Annotated in this window: 14 protein-coding genes; 11 read left to right on the forward strand and 3 right to left on the reverse strand. The window is 62.4% G+C overall.

Going from position 1 to position 19,449, the window contains the following annotated elements; translation table 11 throughout:
- The first annotated feature begins 179 nt into the window (after positions 1 to 179).
- The 6 genes from ACS4RS_RS32295 to ACS4RS_RS32320 are packed head-to-tail and all read left to right on the forward strand — an operon-like array spanning position 180 to position 8,320.
- Positions 180 to 2,702 (forward strand): hypothetical protein, encoded by a 2,523-nt coding sequence (locus ACS4RS_RS32295; RefSeq protein WP_439012273.1) that lies wholly within the window; start codon positions 180 to 182, stop codon positions 2,700 to 2,702.
- A gap of 16 nt (positions 2,703 to 2,718) precedes the next feature.
- Entirely contained in the window at positions 2,719 to 3,813 is a 1,095-nt protein-coding gene (gene bglB / locus ACS4RS_RS32300; protein WP_439012274.1) for a beta-galactosidase BglB, read from the forward strand.
- Complete coding sequence (gene pglB / locus ACS4RS_RS32305; RefSeq protein WP_449314114.1) at positions 3,810 to 5,174, forward strand: polygalacturonase PglB; 1,365 nt, start codon at positions 3,810 to 3,812, stop codon at positions 5,172 to 5,174. Before bglB ends, pglB begins: the two co-directional genes overlap by 4 nt.
- Entirely contained in the window at positions 5,162 to 6,268 is a 1,107-nt protein-coding gene (locus ACS4RS_RS32310; RefSeq protein WP_439012275.1) for a sn-glycerol-3-phosphate ABC transporter ATP-binding protein UgpC, read from the forward strand. The genes pglB and ACS4RS_RS32310 overlap by 13 nt, the downstream gene beginning before the upstream one ends.
- A 2-nt stretch (positions 6,269 to 6,270) precedes the next feature.
- Positions 6,271 to 7,260, forward strand: a complete 990-nt coding sequence (locus ACS4RS_RS32315; protein ID WP_439012276.1) for an ABC transporter permease subunit — start codon at positions 6,271 to 6,273, stop codon at positions 7,258 to 7,260.
- A 13-nt stretch (positions 7,261 to 7,273) separates the two neighbouring features.
- On the forward strand, positions 7,274 to 8,320 hold the full coding sequence (locus tag ACS4RS_RS32320) for an ABC transporter permease subunit (RefSeq protein WP_439012596.1): 1,047 nt from the start codon (positions 7,274 to 7,276) through the stop codon (positions 8,318 to 8,320).
- 216 nt (positions 8,321 to 8,536) lie between these two features.
- Here ACS4RS_RS32320 and ACS4RS_RS32325 read toward each other — a convergent pair whose 3' ends face one another.
- Positions 8,537 to 9,688, reverse strand: a complete 1,152-nt coding sequence (locus tag ACS4RS_RS32325; RefSeq protein WP_439012277.1) for an ROK family protein — start codon at positions 9,686 to 9,688, stop codon at positions 8,537 to 8,539.
- Between the two features lie 266 nt (positions 9,689 to 9,954).
- On the opposite strand from ACS4RS_RS32325, the gene ACS4RS_RS32330 reads away from it, so the two are divergent.
- Complete coding sequence (locus ACS4RS_RS32330) at positions 9,955 to 10,974, forward strand: helix-turn-helix domain-containing protein (RefSeq protein WP_439012278.1); 1,020 nt, start codon at positions 9,955 to 9,957, stop codon at positions 10,972 to 10,974.
- 46 nt (positions 10,975 to 11,020) lie between these two features.
- Here the strand turns inward: ACS4RS_RS32330 and ACS4RS_RS32335 are convergent, their stop codons facing one another.
- Positions 11,021 to 12,058, reverse strand: coding sequence for a LacI family DNA-binding transcriptional regulator (locus tag ACS4RS_RS32335; protein ID WP_449314115.1), 1,038 nt, complete (start codon positions 12,056 to 12,058; stop codon positions 11,021 to 11,023).
- Between the two features lie 178 nt (positions 12,059 to 12,236).
- A complete protein-coding gene (locus ACS4RS_RS32340; protein ID WP_439012280.1) occupies positions 12,237 to 12,869 on the reverse strand; it encodes a TetR family transcriptional regulator in 633 nt (210 codons plus the stop codon).
- 111 nt (positions 12,870 to 12,980) lie between these two features.
- Here ACS4RS_RS32340 and ACS4RS_RS32345 point away from each other — a divergent pair, with 111 nt between their 5' ends.
- The 4 genes from ACS4RS_RS32345 to ACS4RS_RS32360 all read left to right on the forward strand — a co-directional run bounded on the left by ACS4RS_RS32345 (position 12,981) and on the right by ACS4RS_RS32360 (position 19,422).
- Positions 12,981 to 14,054: an efflux RND transporter periplasmic adaptor subunit gene (locus ACS4RS_RS32345; RefSeq protein ID WP_439012281.1), complete on the forward strand. Its 1,074-nt coding sequence runs from the start codon at positions 12,981 to 12,983 to the stop codon at positions 14,052 to 14,054.
- On the forward strand, positions 14,051 to 15,139 hold the full coding sequence (locus tag ACS4RS_RS32350; RefSeq protein WP_439012282.1) for an efflux RND transporter periplasmic adaptor subunit: 1,089 nt from the start codon (positions 14,051 to 14,053) through the stop codon (positions 15,137 to 15,139). The genes ACS4RS_RS32345 and ACS4RS_RS32350 overlap by 4 nt, the downstream gene beginning before the upstream one ends.
- Positions 15,136 to 18,207: an efflux RND transporter permease subunit gene (locus tag ACS4RS_RS32355; RefSeq protein WP_439012283.1), complete on the forward strand. Its 3,072-nt coding sequence runs from the start codon at positions 15,136 to 15,138 to the stop codon at positions 18,205 to 18,207. Before ACS4RS_RS32350 ends, ACS4RS_RS32355 begins: the two co-directional genes overlap by 4 nt.
- 72 nt (positions 18,208 to 18,279) lie before the next feature.
- Positions 18,280 to 19,422 carry an alpha/beta fold hydrolase gene (locus ACS4RS_RS32360; protein WP_439012284.1) on the forward strand — a complete coding sequence of 381 codons (1,143 nt, stop codon included), beginning with the start codon at positions 18,280 to 18,282 and terminating at the stop codon, positions 19,420 to 19,422.
- The last annotated feature ends 27 nt before the right edge of the window (positions 19,423 to 19,449 follow it).

Here is a 19,449-nt window from a genome sequence, read left to right on the forward strand (position 1 = left end):
ATGAAAACATTTTCATCGATCGCGGCATCAGCCATCGATAAGTGAATTTCATATACTTGACATTCGTTCCGTCAAGCTATTTTCTGTGCGAATAGCGATGTTTTTGAGCAATTTTCAAAAATCACGCACTCAAATGACCTAATGAAAATATTTTCATAGGATTGCAGAGGAGGCGATCTGTGAAAACGGAAAGCATCAAGCAGCCGGACGACATGGCGCCAGCCTATAGCGTGGCCGAGGGGCAGACGGTGACGGCATGGGCCGTTTCCGGCCTCATCGAGAACTATTTTCCAGGCGAGCCGGCACTTGCCGAAGATCGCGTGAACTACCGCTTCATCAACGGTTTCGTCGATGTCGGCGATCTGCCGTGCCGCAAGGCCTTCTGGTCCACCATGGTCGGGCGGGCGCTGGCGCCGGACACGTCCTGGCCGGCGGAAAGCCTCTATCTTCCCGGCTCGAACCGCCGCGTCGAGTTTACCAGCTTCTGGCATGTGCCCACACATGTCAGGCGATGGCTGAAGGGCACGTTCAGGACGGAAGCCCCCCGCACGCTCAACTTCGCGCTGAAGACCTGCGGCGGTGTCCGCATCTGGGTCAACGGGCAGGAAGCGGTGCGCTTCGAGCCATTCAAGCGCAACGTCGAGAGCGCAACCGAGATAATGCTGACGCTCGAAGCCGGCGACAACGAGATCCTCGTCCACACCGAAGACCTTGCCGAGCGCGACACGACCTGGTTCTTCGAACTCGAAATGCTGGACAAGCAGCCGCTCTGCGTGCTGCTGCCGGTATCGTTGGATCAGGGCGAAGTGCGCGAGCTGGAAGCCCTTTCGCGCGGCGTGCGCCCGGCCCGCGACGTCTTCGTCAATCAGCCGCTGGGGATCATTTTCGACACGGCGCCGGAGCGCGACCTGCCCGTCGAGCTCAAGGTGGTCGGCCATGGCCATGAACGGCCGGTTCTCGCCAATTCGAAACTGACGCTGCGCGCCGGTGAGAGCCGTCTGCTCGCCGAAGATGTCTGCGCCATTGCGGACGGTTATCACAGCATCCACATGACGATCGGCGCCGGGCCGGGTTCGGTCACCCGCGTCATCGATGCCGCCTTCATGAGCAGTCTTTCGCCATCGCCGGCCGAGACCTCGCTTTCTGCACGCAAGCGCCACGCGCTGGAATACAGCGCCCGCTTCGGCGCCAACCGGGCCGGGCGCCTCATCGCGATGATGGAAACCGGTCATCACGACCCGGAAAGTTTCGACCGCATCGTCGATGCGACGCTCGCCTCGATCGATGCGCGCGAGGATTGCTCGGACTTTATCATGGTGCCGCTGTTGTGGCTGCTCGGCGCCTATGGCGACCGGATGCCCGAGGCGACGGTCGAGCGCATCCGCCGTTCGGTTCTTTCCTACCGTTACTGGGTCGACGAGCCGGGCAATGACGCGATGTGGTTCTGGAGCGAGAACCATGTGCTCTGCTTCCATACCAGCCAGTTGCTGGCCGGACTGCTTCTGCCCGAGGCGGTGTTTTCGGCCTCAGGGCGGACCGGACGGCAGCAGGCGGAACTCGCCGTCGAGCGCCTTGGGCGCTGGTTCGACAGCGTCGAGGCCCATGGCCTGGCGGAATGGAATTCGGCCGCCTATTACCCGATCGATTTCATTGGTCTCTTGGCGCTGGAGCGCTGGGCGACAAGCGGGATCGCCGATCGCGCCCGCGGCCAGATCAACCTCATCTTCCGCATGATCGCGCTTCATACGCTGGCCGGCGTTCCGGCCGGCTCGCAAGGCCGCGCTTACGACAAGGAACTGCGCGCCGGCCCGCTGACCGAGCTTGCCCCCTTTGCCCAGGTCGCCTTCGGCACCGGCTGGCTCAACAACGGCGTGGCGGCATTGACGATGTTCTGCGCTGGCGGCTACGAGCCGCCCGCCGATCTGACCGCGCTAGCCGCCCTTTCCAGGGGCAGAAGCGTCGAGGCGCGCTATAGCCAGGGGCTGGAGAGCGGAAAGCTGGTGTTGTTCAAGAACGAGGCGGCGCAGCTTTCGACGGTGGTCGATCACAAGACCGGCGGGAAAGGCCACCAGCAGCACGTCCTCGATGTCAGGCTGGCCGGCCATCCGATGGCGAGGCTGTGGGTCAATCATCCCGGCGAGGATGATCCCTGGGGCAATCAAAGGCCGTCCTATTGGGCCGGCAACGGCATCCTGCCACGCGTCGCCCAGCATCTCGACGTCGCGCTCCTGATCGAGGATACCGGCGACGCACGGCATGCATGGACGCATGCCTATATCGGCCGCGATGGCCTCGATGATCTCATTGTCGAAGGCAAGTGGCTGATCGCGCGGTCGGGCCGGGGATTTGCCGCCCTCTGGGCCTCCAACGGTCTGGAACTGATCACCGATGGGCCGACCGCCGGCCGCGAGGCGCGCTCCCACGGCTCGCTCTGCGGCTGGGCGGCTATCATTGGATGCGGCAATGGCGACGCCTTCAAGACCTTCCTCGAGCGCTTGTGCCAGACGACGGTTTCCTTCGATCCTGCGCTTCGGCATCTCTCATTGACGCCGCCGGGCGGCCCCGCGCTCTCGCTTTCCTATGCCGACGGTCTTTCGATCGCTGGCAAGCCCCGGCCATTCACACATGATCAGCCGCAGCCGATTCTCACCCACGACAGTGCCGCGTCCCAAGCCGGTACTGACGGACCGTTCTACTCGTAAAACGTAGGTCCCCAGCATGAACATAACATCTGTCGATAACGCCGCGCTCCTGACGACGATCGATCGCGTGGCGACGGCTTTCAGCCGGCTCAGAGGCATCAAGGAAGGTCTCGTGACCGGAAGCTCCACCTCCGGGATCCAGTTCGACGAATGGGACTGGGAAGTCGGCGTCGGCCTCTACGGATTCTTGCGACGCGCGATTTCCACCAATGATCAGAAAGCGCTGCAGGAGCTCGTCGCCTGGTATGCCGGCCAAATCGAACGCGGCCTGCCGCCGCGCCAGATCAACAGCACGGCGCCGATGCTGCCGCTGGCAATCCTCGTCCAGCATGTCGACCGACCCGATTTCCGCGCGCTCGTCGAGGACTGGGCCGAATGGCTCGTCAAAGAATTGCCGAAGACGGAGGAGGGCGGCTTCCAGCACGTCGTCAAGGAACGCCTCAACGACGGCGAATTGTGGGACGACACGCTGTTCATGGCCTGCCTGTTCCTCGCCCGGGCCGGTGTGCTCTGCGAGCGCAGCGACTGGGTCGACGAGGCCGTCTATCAGTTCGTCATCCACACCCGCTATCTCTCCGATCCGGTCAGCGGGCTCTGGTATCACGGCTGGACCTTCAACGGCCGGCACAATTTCGCCAATGCCTTCTGGGCGCGCGGCAACGCCTGGATCACCGTCGCCATTCCCGAACTCTTCGATCTCGTCCCGACGCTCGGCGAGAAGGACCGACGTTTCCTTTCGAATGTTCTCGTCAGCCAGGTGCGCTCGCTGAAGGCATATCAGAGGCCGGACGGGATGTTCACCACCCTTCTGGACGATCCGTCCTCGCCGCTCGAAACCTCGGCCACAGCCGGCATCGCCTACGGCATGTTGCGCGCCATCGATGCCGGCATTCTGGACGAGAGCGACAGGCCCCATGCCGAGCGCGCGCTCGCGGCGGTGCTGGCGCAGATCGACGAGGAGGGCGTCGTCCACGGCGTCTCGGATGGCACGCCCATGGGGCACGATCTCGATTTCTACCGGCGCATCCCGAACCTGCCGACGCCTTACGGCCAGGCGCTGACCATGCTGCTGCTGACAGAAGTCTTTCTCGAAGGCGGTCAGCGTCAATGAGTGCCACCTCCCTCGTTTCGATCGAGGCGCTCGACGGCGACAATACCCCGCGCCTGCAGGTGGCGATCGACGATCTCTCGGCTTCCGGCGGCGGACGCCTGGAGCTCCTGGCGGGCATCCACATCTGCCGGGGGCTCCGGTTGCGCTCGGGCGTCGATCTGCATCTTACCGCCGGCGCGATCCTGCGGCCGGTTCCGGACTACGCAGCCTATGCGCACACGACTGTTTCGGTGATCGCCGAGAAGTCGGACCGCGGCATGATCGTCGCCAAGGGCGCGCGGCGGATCGGCCTGACGGGCCCGGGTCGTATCGAAGCCGGCTGCGAGAGCTTCATCATCGGAGATGACGAGACGGTGGGGACCTTCATTCCGGCCGAATTCCGCCCCCGCGTCATCGTCTTCGAGAGCTGCGACGAGGTCGAGATCAGCGCGGTGCATATCAGCCGTTCGCCGATGTGGACGCTGCACTTCGTCGACTGCACCGATGTCGCGGTCCGCAACGTCACCATCGAAAATGACCGCCGCCTTCCCAATACGGATGGTATCGTGCTCGATGCCTGCCGCGGCGCCGTCATCGAGGATTGCACCATATCGACGGCCGATGACGGCATATGCCTGAAGACCAGCATCGGCCCGCAGGGTGTCGCCATCGGGCGATGCGAGAATATTCTTATCCGCCGCTGCTCGGTGCAAAGCCTCAGCTGCGCGTTGAAGATCGGCACGGAAACGCATGGCGACGTCACCAATGTCGTCTTCGAGGATTGCAGCGTCTCATCTTCCAACCGGGCGCTCGGTATCTTCTCACGCGACGGCGGCCGGATCTCGAACGTCAGATTTTCGCGGATTGCTGTCGAGTGCCGGGAAACGCTCGATGGTTTCTGGGGCTCGGGGGAGGCGCTGACGGTCAATGTCGTCGACCGTGTTGCTGAGCGCCCGGCAGGCGCCATCGAAAACCTCATCGTCGAGGACATTACCGGGCGCATGGAAGGGGCGATCACCGTCATTTCGGCCTCGTCCGCCGGCATCCGCAATGCATCGCTGGCGCGCATCGGCATAGACCAGCGGCCGGGCGAACTCGGCACCGCGCAGTCCTACGACCTTCGTCCGACAAACGCGGACCTTGCGCCGAAGGCGGACGGCGGCGGCCGCGCCAATGCCTGGACGCGCGGGGCGGACGGGCGGGTGATCGGCCTGCGGGACTATCCGGGCGGAATGCCCGCCGTCTACGTGGCGGGGGTCACCGGGATATTGATGAACGAGGTGCGGATCACGAGACCGACACCGCTGCCGCAAGGCTGGAACGCAATCGACGTCGTCTTCGAGACGGCGGCACCCGATGGGAGTGGGGCATGGCAGAACTGAAACTTTCCACCGTCAACAAGTCGTATGGCTCCGTCAAAGTGCTGCATGACGTCGAACTCGATATCAAGGACGGTGAATTCGTCGTCTTCGTCGGCCCGTCGGGATGCGGCAAGTCGACCCTGCTGCGCGTCATTGCCGGCCTGGAAGAGGTTACGTCGGGCGGCATTGCCATCGGCGGCCGCGACGTCAGCGCGCTTTCTCCGGCCGAGCGCAAGATCGCCATGGTCTTTCAGTCCTACGCGCTTTATCCGCATATGAGCGTTCGCAAGAACCTTGCTTTCGGCCTGGAGAATCTGAAGTTCAAGCGCGCCGAGATCGAGGCGCGGATTGCCGAAGCAGCCAGGATGCTGGCGATCGAACCCTATCTCGATCGGCGCCCGAAGCAGCTTTCCGGCGGCCAGCGCCAGCGCGTGGCGATCGGCCGCGCCATCGTGCGAGAACCTGATATTTTCCTCTTCGACGAGCCGCTGTCCAACCTGGACGCGGCGCTGCGCGTTCAGACGCGGGCCGAGATCACCAAGCTCCACCGCGAGATCAAGACGACGATGATCTATGTCACGCACGACCAGGTCGAGGCGATGACGATGGCCGACAAGATCGTCGTGCTGCGCGCCGGGCGCGTCGAGCAGGTCGGCGCACCGCTCGAACTCTTCGATCATCCGCGCAATCTCTTCGTCGCCGGCTTCCTCGGCTCGCCGCGCATGAACATCATCAAGGGCAAGGTGTCGGGCATCGGCGAGAGCGGTGTCGCCATCGATGTCGCGGGCGGCGGCAGCATCGTCAGTGACGTCGATCCCAAGGGCATTGCGGTCGGGCAGCATGTGCTTGCCGGCATAAGGCCCGCGCATTTTTCCCGCTCCAGCGAAAAGGGCCTGCCGTTCATCGTCCAGTATCATGAGGGTCTCGGCACCGAGACCTATGTCTACGGCAATCTTGCCGGCCAGGACGAGCAGATCATCATTCATGAGGCCGGCCATTTCGCGCCTGTACAGGGCGACCGGATCATGATCGATGCCGATCCGGCACGGGTTCATCTGTTCGATCCCGAAAGCGGCCTGGCCTTTGCCCGCCGATCAGGACAGGGGAGGCGCTGACCATGGCTGCTGCTGGTGCATTGCTCTCCCAGGCGGGCGACATGGCAATGAGGGTGGTCGAGGCTCCGATGAATGCGGTCGAGCGCATCTTCGGCCGCAAGCGCATGCCCTGGCTGTTCCTGGCGCCGAACCTCGTTCTGTTCGCCATCTTCACATTCCTTCCGATCGCGATCGCGGTCGGTTACGCCTTTACCGGCGGCACCAATCTCTTCGTCTCGGAGCGGCCCTTCGTCGGTTTCGACAATTTCCGCGCCCTGCTTTCCTGCGGCAATTATCTGCAGCCGGGAACCTGCCAGGAATCGCTGTTCTGGACGGCGGTTTGGAACACGCTCTGGTTCGTCGCCTTGAACGTCACCGCCACATTGCTGGTGGCGCTGATTACGGCGCTGATCCTCAATCGGGCGATCTTAGCGCGCGGCTTCTTCCGGGCGATGTTCTTCTATCCCGTCTTGCTGTCGCCTGTTGTTATCGGCCTCATCTGGAAATGGTTCCTCGATCGCAACGGCCTGCTGAACGCCTTCTTCCAGATGATTGGCGTGCCGCCTGAGATTTTCCTGCTGGATGTCGGCTGGTCGCGTTTCTTCGTCGTCGTGGTGTCGGTCTGGTTCCACATGGGCTTCTACACCCTCATTCTGCTCGCCGGCCTCCAGGCGATCCCCAAGGAACTCTACGAGGCTGCCTCCATCGACGCCGCTTCGCCGCGCCGCACCCTCTTCAGGATCACGCTGCCTCTGCTTGCGCCGAACCTGCTCGTCGTCTTCATCCTTTTGATGATCAAATCCGTGCAGATCTTCGACGAAGCCTGGGTTCTGACGAATGGCGGCGGCCCCGGCACGGCCAACAGCTTCATCGTCCAGTATATCTACCAGATGGCCTTCAGCAGCGATCTCCGTCTCTTCGGACTTGCCTCGGCCGCCTCGGTTCTGATGGGACTGGTGCTTCTGGTTCTCACCCTCATACAGCTGCGCCTCGGCAAGCGAATGGAGTCCTGAGATGAACAGCTCTATGAACCCGATCCGCTTCATGACGCGCACGCGCCGGGCTGGACGCGTTGACATCACCGATATTCTGTCATGGGTCTGGCTGATCGGCGGAACGCTGGCGGTGCTCGTTCCCGTCGTCTGGGCGGGACTCTCCTCGCTGAAGCCGGCGGCCGAAATCACCCGCTTTCCGCCGACGCTGCTTCCGCGCGCCGCCGTGGAGCAGACCGTGCCCGGCTTCGACAAGCCGCTCAGCCTCTGGCTGGTCACTGTCGACGGGAAGCCACGTGAGATGGCCATGGTACGGCGCATCGGCCTCAAGGCCCAGATGGTCGATCCCGCAAATCCGGGACAGCCGGTCAGCGTCGATGTGAAGGGGATCACGCCGGTACAGCATCTGACCGTCGCCACCGAGAATTACACCGACCCGCTGACGCGCTTCAGCTTCCTGACCTTCCTGAAGAATTCGGTGTTCGTCACCGTGGTCGCGACGCTTTTGACGCTGATTGTCAACGCCATGGCGGCCTTTGCGCTGTCGAAATACAAGTTTCGCGGCGACACGACGGTCTTTGTCATCATCATCTCGACCCTGATGATCCCGCTCGCCGTCGTCATGGTGCCGGCCTATCTCGTCATTGTCGGGGTCGGGCTTGCCGACAATCTCTGGGGCGTCATCCTGCCGACGATCGCCTCCCCGACGGCCGTCTTCCTGCTGCGGCAATATATGCTGACCATTCCGGACGAACTGATCGAGGCGGCGCGCGTCGATGCGGCAAGCGAATTCTGCATCTTCTGGCGCATCATTCTGCCGCTGACGGCGCCGGCCCTTGCGGTGCTGGCGATCTTTTCGGTGCTCTGGCGCTGGAACGACTTTCTCTGGCCGCTCATCGTCCTTAATAGCCGCGAGAATTTCACGTTGCAGGTCGGCCTGAACGCCTTCCAGGGAGAGTTCTCGGTGCAGTGGCACTATATTCTGGCGATGACCTTCCTCAGCCTGCTGCCCGTCACCGTCGTCTTCCTGTTCCTGCAGAAATACATCACGACAGGCATTGCCGGTACGGGCATGAAGTGATGATCCTAGCGCGTCGCCCGTTCTGGGCTGAGATCTGGAGACTTCTCCCAAGCAGTGCGGGCTGCTTCCAATCTCGTCGCGCCGGCTGAAGCGCACCACACCTTCGTCCTGCGGCGCGCTTCAGTCCTTCGCATTAGCGACGGCTGTCACGCATTCTTGCGTGCCTCGGCACGAGGGAATGCAGGGTTGGAAGCACGGGCTGGACTGCTCGAGCCTTCACAAAACGGTTTCGAAGAGTGGGATCAAGGCCGCGCCGATCGCGCCGGGGGCATCGATGATTTCTGCCACTGCAAGCTGCGGAACGTCGCGCAATACGCCGTGCCGAGGCAGATTGTTGAATTCGGTCCGCTCGATAAGCTTTCTTGCAAGGGAATGCGGAAGCTCGCCGCCAAGGACGATGAGCGCCGGATCGAAGATCGCGCAGATCGCATTGATGGCGCGATTGTGGGCCGGCATGACGCGGTTGATCCACTCCTCGACGCCATCCCAATCCACCAGATCTTCATTCTTCAGGTCGTTCAGGGTCAGGCACGGGCGCCCTTTGGCGCGAAGATGTTCGAGCAACTGGTTGAGTGCGGGGCGGTCGTCATAGTCCTCGCGTCCGAAGAGAACGGAGAATTCGCCGGCGTTGCCGAAACTGCCGCGAAACGGCATGCCCCCGGAAACCAGGCCGCCGCCGTAGCCGTGCAAATGGGCGATATAAGCGAAATCCGCCGCATCTCGGCCAACGCCGAAGATCGCTTCCGCCAAAGCTGCGGTCCTGGCGACATTGTCCGCCCAGACCGGCAAGGCAAGCTGCTTCCCAAGCAAAGGCGCCAGGTCGATCAGTGACCAATGAGCAAGCGGCAGAGGACAATTGAAGGCCGTCTCCAGCATGCGGTGGCCGGCGACCGCCAGACCGACGCCGAGAATGTCTCGGCGTTTGGCGCCCCGCCGGGCAAGAATCTCTTCGACCGCCGCTTCGATCCGTTCCAGCTCCACCGACAGCGATGAGCCTGCCTGGGGGATCTCCATATTCTCCAGAGGCTCGCCGAAACCCATGAGACAGAGGCCGATCGAGCCGACGTTGACGGCGATTCCGAGCGTCAGACACCAGTCTTTTCGAAGGGTCAGCTCCGGGCTGGGCGGACCCGCCCGCCGGGCTTCGGCATGCGAAAAGACGATCATTCCCCGTTCATGAAGCCGCGCGACGATCCTGTGCAGGGATTGCTGGGTGAGGTCGAGCGGCTCGGTCAGGTCGGAGCGCTCAATCCCTGGGGATTTCCAGATCAGCCGCAAGAGATCCCGCTCGTTGCGGGACGCCACCCGAGCCGGTTGTGCATCGCGCAAAAAATGCGTGGCAACATGTTCTAGCGGATCATACTTCATTTGCAGATCGTTTTGATTTACACTGTGAGTGTGAAGCACATTGAAGGGGCGTGTTGCTTCTGTCAAATGAGGGGATTCGGTCCCTCGTTTGCCGAACTTGCTTACCTCATCAAGATTGGCCAAGCCAGCCGAGATGAGCGCATTTCAGGGACTCGAAGAATGGGTCCGTGCGTTTGGAGGAACCCATTCGCCATCACTGCAAGCCTGAGCGAGATGGAACGTTCGGCCATGCGGGAGGCGGGTGCTGAAAGGGAGGATCGAGCTGCATGAGGTACGAGAACACGGCGCGCGCTCCTGAGCGCGAGGATTATGAGTTCGCACCGACGCATCAAGGCCACGACTTCGAGTCGATGGTTAAAACATTGTCGACCGGTTATGGGGTTTTTGCCGCACAGCCGCTAGGCAACGATCGAAACTTCCGCTGGGCGGCGGACTTGAGAAGAGGCGATGGGTTTACGGTCCTTCACTCCGTCTTTCGAAGTTCCTGGACAGTTCGAACGCTCAATGAGACGCCGCAACACCTTGCCTTCTACCTGCCGCAGACTGGGTCCTTTCGAGTGTCCATCGGGAAAAGGGCGGTTGAAAGTGGAGCGGGTTATCTTCTCATGGCCAATAACCATGAGGCCGGTGATCGTTTCGTCCTGGGCCCGCACACTTCGGATGTCCTCTTCCTCGACTGGAAAATCGTGAAACGTGTGCTCATTTCACTTGCTGAAACGCCGCTTTCCGAGTCACTCGACCTTGAGCCCATCCTGGATCTTTCGACACAGTCGGGCCAGCTCATCGGCAACCTGGTGCAGACGATCGTGCAGGGCATGCGCAACAGCGGTCCGCTTCTGTCTTCCCCTCTCGCCATGGCGACGATGGGCGAAACGCTTGCTCATCTTGTCATCCGATTTGGCCACCACCGCCTGTCCGGCCATCTGGAAAAAAGGAAGGTGTCGTTGGTTGCGCCTTGGCATGTCCGGCGTGCCATCGACTATATGCATGCCAATATCGCCGAGCCTCTCACCATGACGATGGTTGCGGAGGATGTTGGGGTTTCGCTTCGCGCCCTGCAGACGGGCTTCAAAGCCTTCAGAGGAACCTCGCCGGCTGGTTACCTGCGCACGATCCGGCTGCAGGCGGCCCGTGAGCAACTGCGGGATCCAACGAACCAGCGGTCCGTCCGCGAAATCTGCGCGATATGGGGGTTCGCACATGCGGGCAGGTTCTCGATCATCTACCGCAGCACCTTTGGCGAAAGCCCGCGGGATACGCGCCTGCGGGCGGAGCGCTTGCGTTAATTTAGCTTGGGGTCCTATGGCGGTTTTGACGCCTTCGGACGATTTTTTAGCGCGGCGGCGCGATGCTACCGCGCAGGACGAGGTGGCATCCGAGTTCCAGGCGATGGGCCGGCCGCTGCGGGTCGTTGGCGATCAGCCTCTGTTCGATGAGCGCCAAGGCGGCAGCGCCGAGCTTATCGGTGGGAACGCTGACCGTCGAAAGCGGCGGGCGGCTAAACTCGCCGGGGACGATGTCATCGAAGCCGAGGACGGAGATCGCTTCCGGCACCCGTATGTCGCGATCGGCCAATGCCTTCAAGCAGCCGAGTGCCAGATTGTCGGCGGCACAGAAGACGGCGGTGGCACCTTTCATCGTCGGATCGCGATCGAGCAGCGCATTGATGGCAGCCTCGCCGTGACGAGGCTCATATCCTTCGGCCTCGACGATCATGTCTTCGGGCACGGGAAGCTGCGCGGCGAAATAGGCATCGGAAAAGCCGTCATATCGGCGCTGGATCGTCGTGCGACCCTTCCAGGTCAGGTGCAGGATGCGGCGATGTCCGAGCCCCAGCAGGTGCTCGATGCCAAGCCGCGCCCCGAAGCGATTTTCCGGCGTCACCGTATCGACCAGCATGGCCGGATCCTCGCCGTTGACGATGACAACAGGCATATCGGGGGAGGAGAGACTGCGGATGAGTTCCGGCTGGTCGTCGTTGAGGACGACGATGCCGTCGGCGCGTTCCGATAGCGCGATCTGTCTGACCGCAGCGCCGTCGATGCGCCGGCCGGTGCTGACGAAAGGCACGATCCGGATGCCGCGACGCTCGCACTCCTTCCTGAGGCCGTTGAGGATCGTCCAGCTCACCAGATTGAGGTCGCTCTCCGGCGCCGCATCGCCAGGAATGGCGAGAAGCAGGACGCGCAGCGCCGCGATCGTCGCCTTCTTCCTGCGACGGTCGAGATAACCTAGGCGTTTGGCCGAATCCAGGACCCTTTCGCGCACTTCGACCGTCAGCGGCGCGGTTCCGTTCAGCGCGTGCGAGGCGGTGCTCAGCGATACATCAGCGTCGCGCGCGACATCCTTGAGATTGACTTTGCGTTCCACTTTATTCCGTCGCGAATTGAGGTCGTGCTTTTAATGGCACAGGCTAACTCGATGTTTTCACATAAAGACTTCAAAAAAGCTATGTGCACCGGAGCCTGTTTTTCCGTTTTCGGTGAAAACTGGCCGCAGCGCTGCCGCAAACGGGCGATGTTTCGCGGGCGCTCGGAGCCATTGGCCATCAGTGAGGCTTGGCGAGCAGGCCGTTGAACAGCAGGTCGAAATAGGTCCTCAGGAAGGCCTCCTTGTTGGGAGTGGGCACGCGGCGGTCGTCGAAGATCAGCCGCAGAACTGTGGTCGTCAGGATGGGCGCGACCACGATGTCGGAAAATTCCACCGGAATTGGACGAAACTCGCCCGAGGCCACGCCCTCCAGGATGAGGGCGTCGATCTTGGCGATGATCGGCGCAATGAACTGATCGTGGTGGCGATCGATCAGGTCGGGGAAACGCTGTCCCTCCGAAATGACCAGCCGCGTCAATTCCCGCGTCGCGCGGTCCTCGGGAATTTGCTCGTAGAAGAGGCCGAGAATGGAAATCAGCCTATCGGTAGCGCTGCCGCTCAGCCGATCGGCGATCGCGACCAGTTCCTGAAACGGCACGGAGAAGTGGTTGATCATGGCTTCGAAAAGCTTCTCCTTCGTTTCGAAGTAGACGTAGACCGTGCCTTTGGTGACGCCGACCCTGTCGGCGATGTCTTCGACGCGTGTTCCGGAAAAGCCGCATTTGACGAATTCCTCGAAGGCGGCATCCAGAATTTGGATGGGCCGCAGCGCCTTCTGTTCCGCGCGTGTGAGCTTCTTCTGAGTTGCCATTTCCTGCCTCCCCCGTTGTTGCGTGCGCCCACGTTCCTGCGACATAAACTTTCGTTGACTAATGCGTCAGTCAATTATATAGCAGCTGCCGTTGAGAGCAAGAGGTCAACTATGAGAACCATTCTGATCGCCACCGCGATCGTATGCGCCGTCGGTCTCGGATCATGCAGCGATTCGAACGGGCCGACCGAACCCGTCCCGCGGCAGGTCGGCGTCGTCGTGGTCAAATCCGAGCGGCTGGCCCAGGGCGGCGCGATCACCGGGGAAGTCCGGGCCCGCATCCAGACCGATCTGTCCTTCCGTGTCAGCGGCAAGATCGTCGAGCGGCTGGCGGAGGTCGGGCAGTCCGTGAAGGCGGGGCAGGTCCTGGCGCGCATCGATCCGGAAGAGCAGAAAGCCGACCTGGACGTGGCGGCCGCCAACCTTCAGTCGGCGCAAGCGCAGCAAACCCAGGCGCAGCTCGCATTCGACCGGCAGCAGAGCCTGTTTCGAACGCAGGTGACGACGCGTGCAGCACTCGATCAGGCGCAGGAAGCGCTTTTGACAGCGCAGGCATCGGCGAAATCGGCGCAGGCGCTGTTGGAAACTGCTCAGGACACCCTCTCTTACACGGAGCTGAAGGCGGACGCCGATGGGGTGATCACCGCCCGCAACGCCGAGGTCGGGCAGGTGGCGCAGGCGGCGCAGGTCGTCTTCACCCTTGCCCATGACGGCGACCGGGACGCCGTCTTCGAAGTGGTCGAAAGCGCCTTCCTGCACCCGATCGAAGGCAACGGCACCGTGACCCTTCTGTCTGACCCTTCGCAGAAGATCACCGCCAGGGTTCGCGAGATTTCGCCGACGATCGATTCCTCCACCGGTACGATCAAGGTCAAGGTTGCGATCTCGAGCGACACTCCCATTCCGCTGGGTGCTCCCGTCGTTGGACGCTTCAATTACGTCGCGCAGGAGGTCATCCAGCTGCCCTGGTCGGCAATGACCTCCAAGGACGGTAAGCCGGCCGTCTGGATCGTCGATCCCGCATCGTCGGCGGTTTCGGTCAGGGCGATTGAAGTTGCCGGTTACGAGACCGGCAGCTTCATCGTCAAATCAGGCGTCTCGGCAGGAGAAACCGTGGTGATGGACGGAACCAAGTTCCTCAGGCCGGGTGAAATCGTGTCTTATGTCAAGGAAGCTTCCAAGTGAGTATTCGCCTCAAGATAGTTGCACTGATGGTGGGCACGGCCCTCATATCCTCTTGCACGCCGAAGGAAGAAGAGAGCGGGGAGGAGGCGCCACGTCCGGTGCTGTCGATCACCGTCAAGCAGACGCCCGCCTCGAGCCTGAGCCTGACCGGCACGATCGAGCCGACGATCGAGACCGAACTCGGCTTCCGGATTCTCGGGCGGATGATCGCCCGCAACGTCAATGTCGGCGATGTCGTCAAGAAGGATGACGTCGTGGCCGCCATCGATCCGCTGGCGCTGGAGCTTGCCGTGCGCAACGCCCAGTCCGACGTGGAAAACAGCGACGCCCAGTTGAGAAACGCGGTGACCACCGAGCAGCGCCAGCGCGCGCTGGTGGAGTCGCGCTCCGGCACTGAGGCCGCGCTTGAGGAGGCCGAGCAAGCGAGACGAACGGCCGCGGCTGCCGTCGCCAAGGCGCAGGCCAATCTCGACAAGGCCAAGGAGCAGCTCGGCTATGCCCAGCTTCGGGCGGAATTCGACGGGGTGGTGACGGCGACCTCGGCCGAGGTCGGGCAGGTCGTCTCGGCCGGCCAGACCGTCGTCACCATCGCACGGCCGGACAAGCGCGACGCCGTGGTCGACGTGCCGCAGGGCGCCGCCCAGAAACTGAAGATCGGCGCGCCCTTCGAGGTGACGCTGCAGCTGGATCCGACGATCCGTACATCCGGTGTCGTGCGGGAGATCGCGCCGGAGGCGGAGACGGCGACGCGGACGAGCCGGACCAAGATCGCGCTCGCCGATCCGCCTGAAACCTTCCGGCTCGGCTCCGTCATCACAGCCTCGGCCACCATCGCCGCCGATCCTGAGATCATGCTGCCGTCTTCGGCAATCCTTGCCGCCACCGACGGCCCGAACGTCTGGATCGTCGATGTGCCAGGCAAGAAAGTCTCGCGCCGCCGCGTGAAGATCGACGGCGACGTCGTCGATGGCGGCACTGTCCGCGTCACGGAAGGGCTTGCCCCCGGAGACAGGGTGGTCGTGGCAGGCGTGCATAAACTTGAAGATGGCCAGGCCATCAGGATCGACCAGGAGATCAGCCAGTGAAGTCCTTCAATCTCTCCGACTGGGCGCTCGAACACCGTTCGCTCGTCTGGTACTTCATGATCGTCTTCATTCTCGCCGGCGCCTTCTCCTACCTGAATCTCGGCCGCGAGGAAGACCCGAACTTCACCATCAAAACGATGGTGATCACTGCGCAGTGGCCCGGCGCCTCCGCCGACGAGGTGACCCGGCAGGTGACCGACCGGATCGAGAAGAAGCTCCAGGAACTGGAATCGCTCGACTACACCAAGAGCGAGACCGTCGCCGGCCAGACGACCGTTTTCGTCGAGCTGCTGCCGACCACCAAGGCAAGGGATGTCGCGCCGACCTGGCTGCGCATCCGCAACATGATCGCCGACATCAAGGGCGATTTCCCGACCGGCGTCGTCGGTCCCTTCTTCAACGATCGCTTCGGCGACGTGTTCGGAAACATCTACGCCTTCACCAGCGACGGGCTGACCCAGCGCCAGCTTCGTGATCTCGTGGAAGACGCCCGCTCAGAGGTTCTGACCGTGCCCAATGTCGGCAAGGTCGACGTGGTCGGCGCGCAGGACGAGGCGATCTATCTCGAATTCTCCACCCGCCAGATCGCGGCCCTCGGCATCGACCAGCAGTCGGTCATCCAGACCCTGCAGGCGCAGAATGCCGTGACGCAATCCGGCTTCGTCGATGCCGGGCCGGAGCGTATTGCCTTGCGGGTGAGCGGACAGTTCACCTCCGAGGAAAGCCTGCGGTCGATCAACCTTCGCATCAACGACCGCTTCTTCCCACTGACCGATGTCGCGACGATCAAGCGCGGCTATGTGGACCCGCCCTCGGCGCTGTTCCGGTTCGACGGCCAGCCGGCGATCGGGCTTGCCATCGGCATGAAGCAGGGCGCCAATCTGCTGCAGTTCGGCGAGGCACTCGATGCGCAGATGAAACGCGTCGTCGCCGATCTTCCGATCGGTGTGGACGTTCACCGTGTTTCCGACCAGCCGCATGTCGTCGATGAAGCGGTTTCGGGCTTTACCCGTGCGCTCTTCGAAGCGATCGTCATCGTGCTCATCATAAGCTTCATCAGCCTCGGTCTTCGCGCCGGCATGGTGGTGGCGATTTCCATTCCCCTTGTGCTCGCCATTACCTTCGTGGTGATGGAATATTCCGGCATCTCGCTGCAGCGCATCTCGCTCGGCGCGCTCATCATCGCACTAGGGCTGCTCGTTGACGACGCCATGATCGCCGTCGAGATGATGGTGGCTCGTCTGGAGGCGGGCGACGATCTGAGGAAGGCGGCAACCTATGTCTATACGTCGACCGCCTTTCCGATGCTGACGGGAACGCTCGTCACCGTCGCGGGCTTCATTCCCGTCGGTCTCAACAACAGCGCCGCCGGCGAATTCACGTTCACGCTTTTCGTGGTCATCGCGGTTTCGCTGGTCGTTTCCTGGATCGTGGCGGTGCTGTTCACGCCGCTTCTCGGCGTCACCATTCTGCCGAAGACCATGAAGTCGCATCATGAGAAGAAGGGCCGCTTTGCCGCCGTCTTCTCCTGGCTCCTCAGCCTGGCGATGCGCTTTCGCTGGATCACCATCATCCTCACGGTCGGTGTCTTCGGTCTCTCGATCGGCGGCATGGGGCTGGTGCAGCAGCAGTTCTTCCCCAATTCCGACAGGCCCGAGCTGATCGTCGACTGGAACTTGCCGCATAACAGTTCGATTGCCGAGACCAACAGGCAGATGGCGAGGTTCGAGAAGGAGATACTGGCCGGTAACAAGGATATCGACCACTGGACGACTTATGTCGGCCAGGGCGCCCCGCGCTTTATCCTTTCCTTCGACGTGCAGACGCCCGACGTTTCGTTCGGACAGACGGTGATCGTCACCAAAGGCCTCGACGTGCGCGACAAGGTGCGGGCCGAACTGCAGGACTATCTGACGAAAACCTTCCCGGGCACCGACGCTTTCGTGAAGCTTCTCGATATCGGCCCGCCTGTGGGAAAACCGGTCCAGTACCGAATCAGCGGCCCTGATATCCAGAAGGTCCGGGATGTCTCCCAGCAATTTGCCGGCGTCGTCGGCACGCATCCGCTGCTGTCGAACATGGTGCTGGACTGGAACGAGCCCTCGCGTGTGGTCAAGGTCGATGTGCTGCAGGACAAGGCCCGCCAGCTCGGCGTCTCCTCGGAGGATATCGCCACCGCCCTCAACGGCATCGTCGAAGGCTCGACCGCCACACAGATCCGCGACGATATCTATCTGGTCAACGTCATCGGCCGCGCCAGGGCCTCCGAGCGGGACTCCATTCAGACACTTGAGAATCTGCAGCTTTCGACCTCCAACGGCAAGGTCGTGCCGCTCTCGGCGGTCGCGAACTTCCGTTACGAGCTCGAGCAGCCGACGATCTGGCGTCGTGACCGGCAACCCACAATCACCCTCAAGGCGGCCGTCATCGGTTCGACCCAGCCGGCCACGATCGTCGACCAGCTGAAGCCGAAGGTTGAGGCGTTCCAGAAAAACCTGCCCGTGGGATACAAGGTGGAAGTGGGCGGGGCAGTCGAATCCAGCGCCGAAGCGCAGGGGCCGATCGCGGCGGTGGCTCCGCTGATGCTGTTCATCATGGCGACGATCCTGATGATCCAGCTGCAGAGTTTCAGCCGCCTCTTCCTGGTCTTCGCGGTCGCCCCGACGGCGCTGATTGGCGTAGTAGCGGCGCTGCTGCTGAGCAATGCCCCTATGGGCTTCGTGGCGATCCTCGGCGTGCTGGCGCTGATCGGCATCCTGATCCGCAACTCGGTCATCCTGGTCGTACAGATCGAACATCTGCGCGCCGAAGGTGTTGCTGCCTGGCAGGCGGTCATCGAGGCGACCGAGCACCGTATGCGGCCGATCATGCTGACGGCTGCGGCGGCCACCCTGGCGCTGATCCCGATCTCGCGCGAGATCTTCTGGGGGCCGATGGCCTACGCCATGATGGGCGGCATTGTTGTGGGAACCGCGCTCACCCTGCTGTTCCTGCCGGCGCTCTACGTCGCATGGTTCAGGATCCCGAGAGACGAAGCCGTCAAGACCGATGTCCCGGCAGAGGCATGAGGACGAGTCCGTCAGCCATCGCAGCGGCCCGAAGCGGCCGCTGCACGCCTTGACCTGCGAAGGGACAGCTCTATGGAGCAACGACGTTTGAAAGGGCTTGCGAGGATTGCTCCGGCCGTGCTGGTCGCGCTCGGCCTGGTGACGCTGACGGCCTGCGTATCGAGGCCGTCGCCCGGTGTCTTGAAGCCGGTGCATCTGCAGGCTCGTGTCGATGAGACCGAGGTTGGCGTGCTGACTGCGACGAACAGGACCCCCGATACCGTGCGAGGCGGGTTTGGGAGTGCATGGGCTAACAGCCTGACCTATGAGCAATACGAATTTTCTGTCCCTCCGGACAGAAGGGGTACCACGATCGCATACCCAACCTCGACACTGGATCCCGAACGGCAATTTGCCGTCATCGGGCGCAAGCAGCTTGCAAAGAACGCCTTCGTTGAGGAGGCGCTGCGGTCGGTGCAGCCGGACGGCACCATCGGCATCTTCGTGCATGGCTATAATTACAGCTACCAGGAGGCGCTCTATCGCACGGCGCAGATCGCCGCGGATGCGAAAATGCCGGGCGCTCCGATCCTGTTTTCCTGGCCTTCGGCTGCAGCCGTTGCCGGCTATGTCGCAGACCGGGATGCGGCGCTCGCCTCGCGCAGCGCGCTCGATTCCCTCGTCACTTCGCTTTCGGCCGCCGGCAAGGTGAAACGCATCGTCCTGTTCGGACACAGCATGGGCGGGTTCCTGGTCATGGAAACGGTTCGCCAGCTCAAGCTGCAGCATCGCGACGATGTCGTCGGCAAACTGGCGGTGATCCTCGCTGCTCCCGACATCGACGTTGATGTCTTCCGATCTCAGCTGAAGGATATCGGGCGGATGCCGATCCCTATCTCTCTCCTTGTCTCGAAGGACGATCGGGCGCTCGTGGCCTCGAGCTTCATCGCAGCAGAGCGGCCGCGCGTCGGCCGTCTCGATATCAACGATCCCCTCATCGAGGACGCCGCCGTGAAGGAAAGGCTCCGGGTCATCGACATCAGCTCGATCCAGGCGTCCGACGGGCTGGGACATGATCGTTATGCCTCACTCGCCAAGTTCGGCGCGCAGCTTGTCTCCTTCGAAAGCGGCCGGCGTTCAACCGCCGACGACGTCGGCGCCTATGTCTTCGATGCAGCCGGCGCTGCAGTGGCCAGCCCGTTTCGGCTGGCCGGACGGGTCATCGGTGCGCACTGACCAGCCCGAGGGCGCTTCGCAGGATCT

The sequence above is a fragment of the Rhizobium sp. F40D2 genome (assembly GCF_051810745.2).
In the GTDB taxonomy this organism is placed as follows: domain Bacteria; phylum Pseudomonadota; class Alphaproteobacteria; order Rhizobiales; family Rhizobiaceae; genus Rhizobium.

What these genes read in the sequence shown, in the direction of transcription:
- ACS4RS_RS32320 (WP_439012596.1), top strand. Translation starts at nt 7,274, where the DNA reads ATGAACCCGATCCGCTTCATGACGCGCACGCGCCGGGCTGGACGCGTT.
- ACS4RS_RS32360 (WP_439012284.1), top strand. Translation starts at nt 18,280, where the DNA reads ATGGAGCAACGACGTTTGAAAGGGCTTGCGAGGATTGCTCCGGCCGTG.
- pglB (WP_449314114.1), top strand. Translation starts at nt 3,810, where the DNA reads ATGAGTGCCACCTCCCTCGTTTCGATCGAGGCGCTCGACGGCGACAAT.
- bglB (WP_439012274.1), top strand. Translation starts at nt 2,719, where the DNA reads ATGAACATAACATCTGTCGATAACGCCGCGCTCCTGACGACGATCGAT.
- ACS4RS_RS32310 (WP_439012275.1), top strand. Translation starts at nt 5,162, where the DNA reads ATGGCAGAACTGAAACTTTCCACCGTCAACAAGTCGTATGGCTCCGTC.
- ACS4RS_RS32315 (WP_439012276.1), top strand. Translation starts at nt 6,271, where the DNA reads ATGGCTGCTGCTGGTGCATTGCTCTCCCAGGCGGGCGACATGGCAATG.
- ACS4RS_RS32345 (WP_439012281.1), top strand. Translation starts at nt 12,981, where the DNA reads ATGAGAACCATTCTGATCGCCACCGCGATCGTATGCGCCGTCGGTCTC.
- ACS4RS_RS32330 (WP_439012278.1), top strand. Translation starts at nt 9,955, where the DNA reads ATGAGGTACGAGAACACGGCGCGCGCTCCTGAGCGCGAGGATTATGAG.
- ACS4RS_RS32340 (WP_439012280.1), bottom strand. Translation starts at nt 12,869, where the DNA reads ATGGCAACTCAGAAGAAGCTCACACGCGCGGAACAGAAGGCGCTGCGG.
- ACS4RS_RS32325 (WP_439012277.1), bottom strand. Translation starts at nt 9,688, where the DNA reads ATGAAGTATGATCCGCTAGAACATGTTGCCACGCATTTTTTGCGCGAT.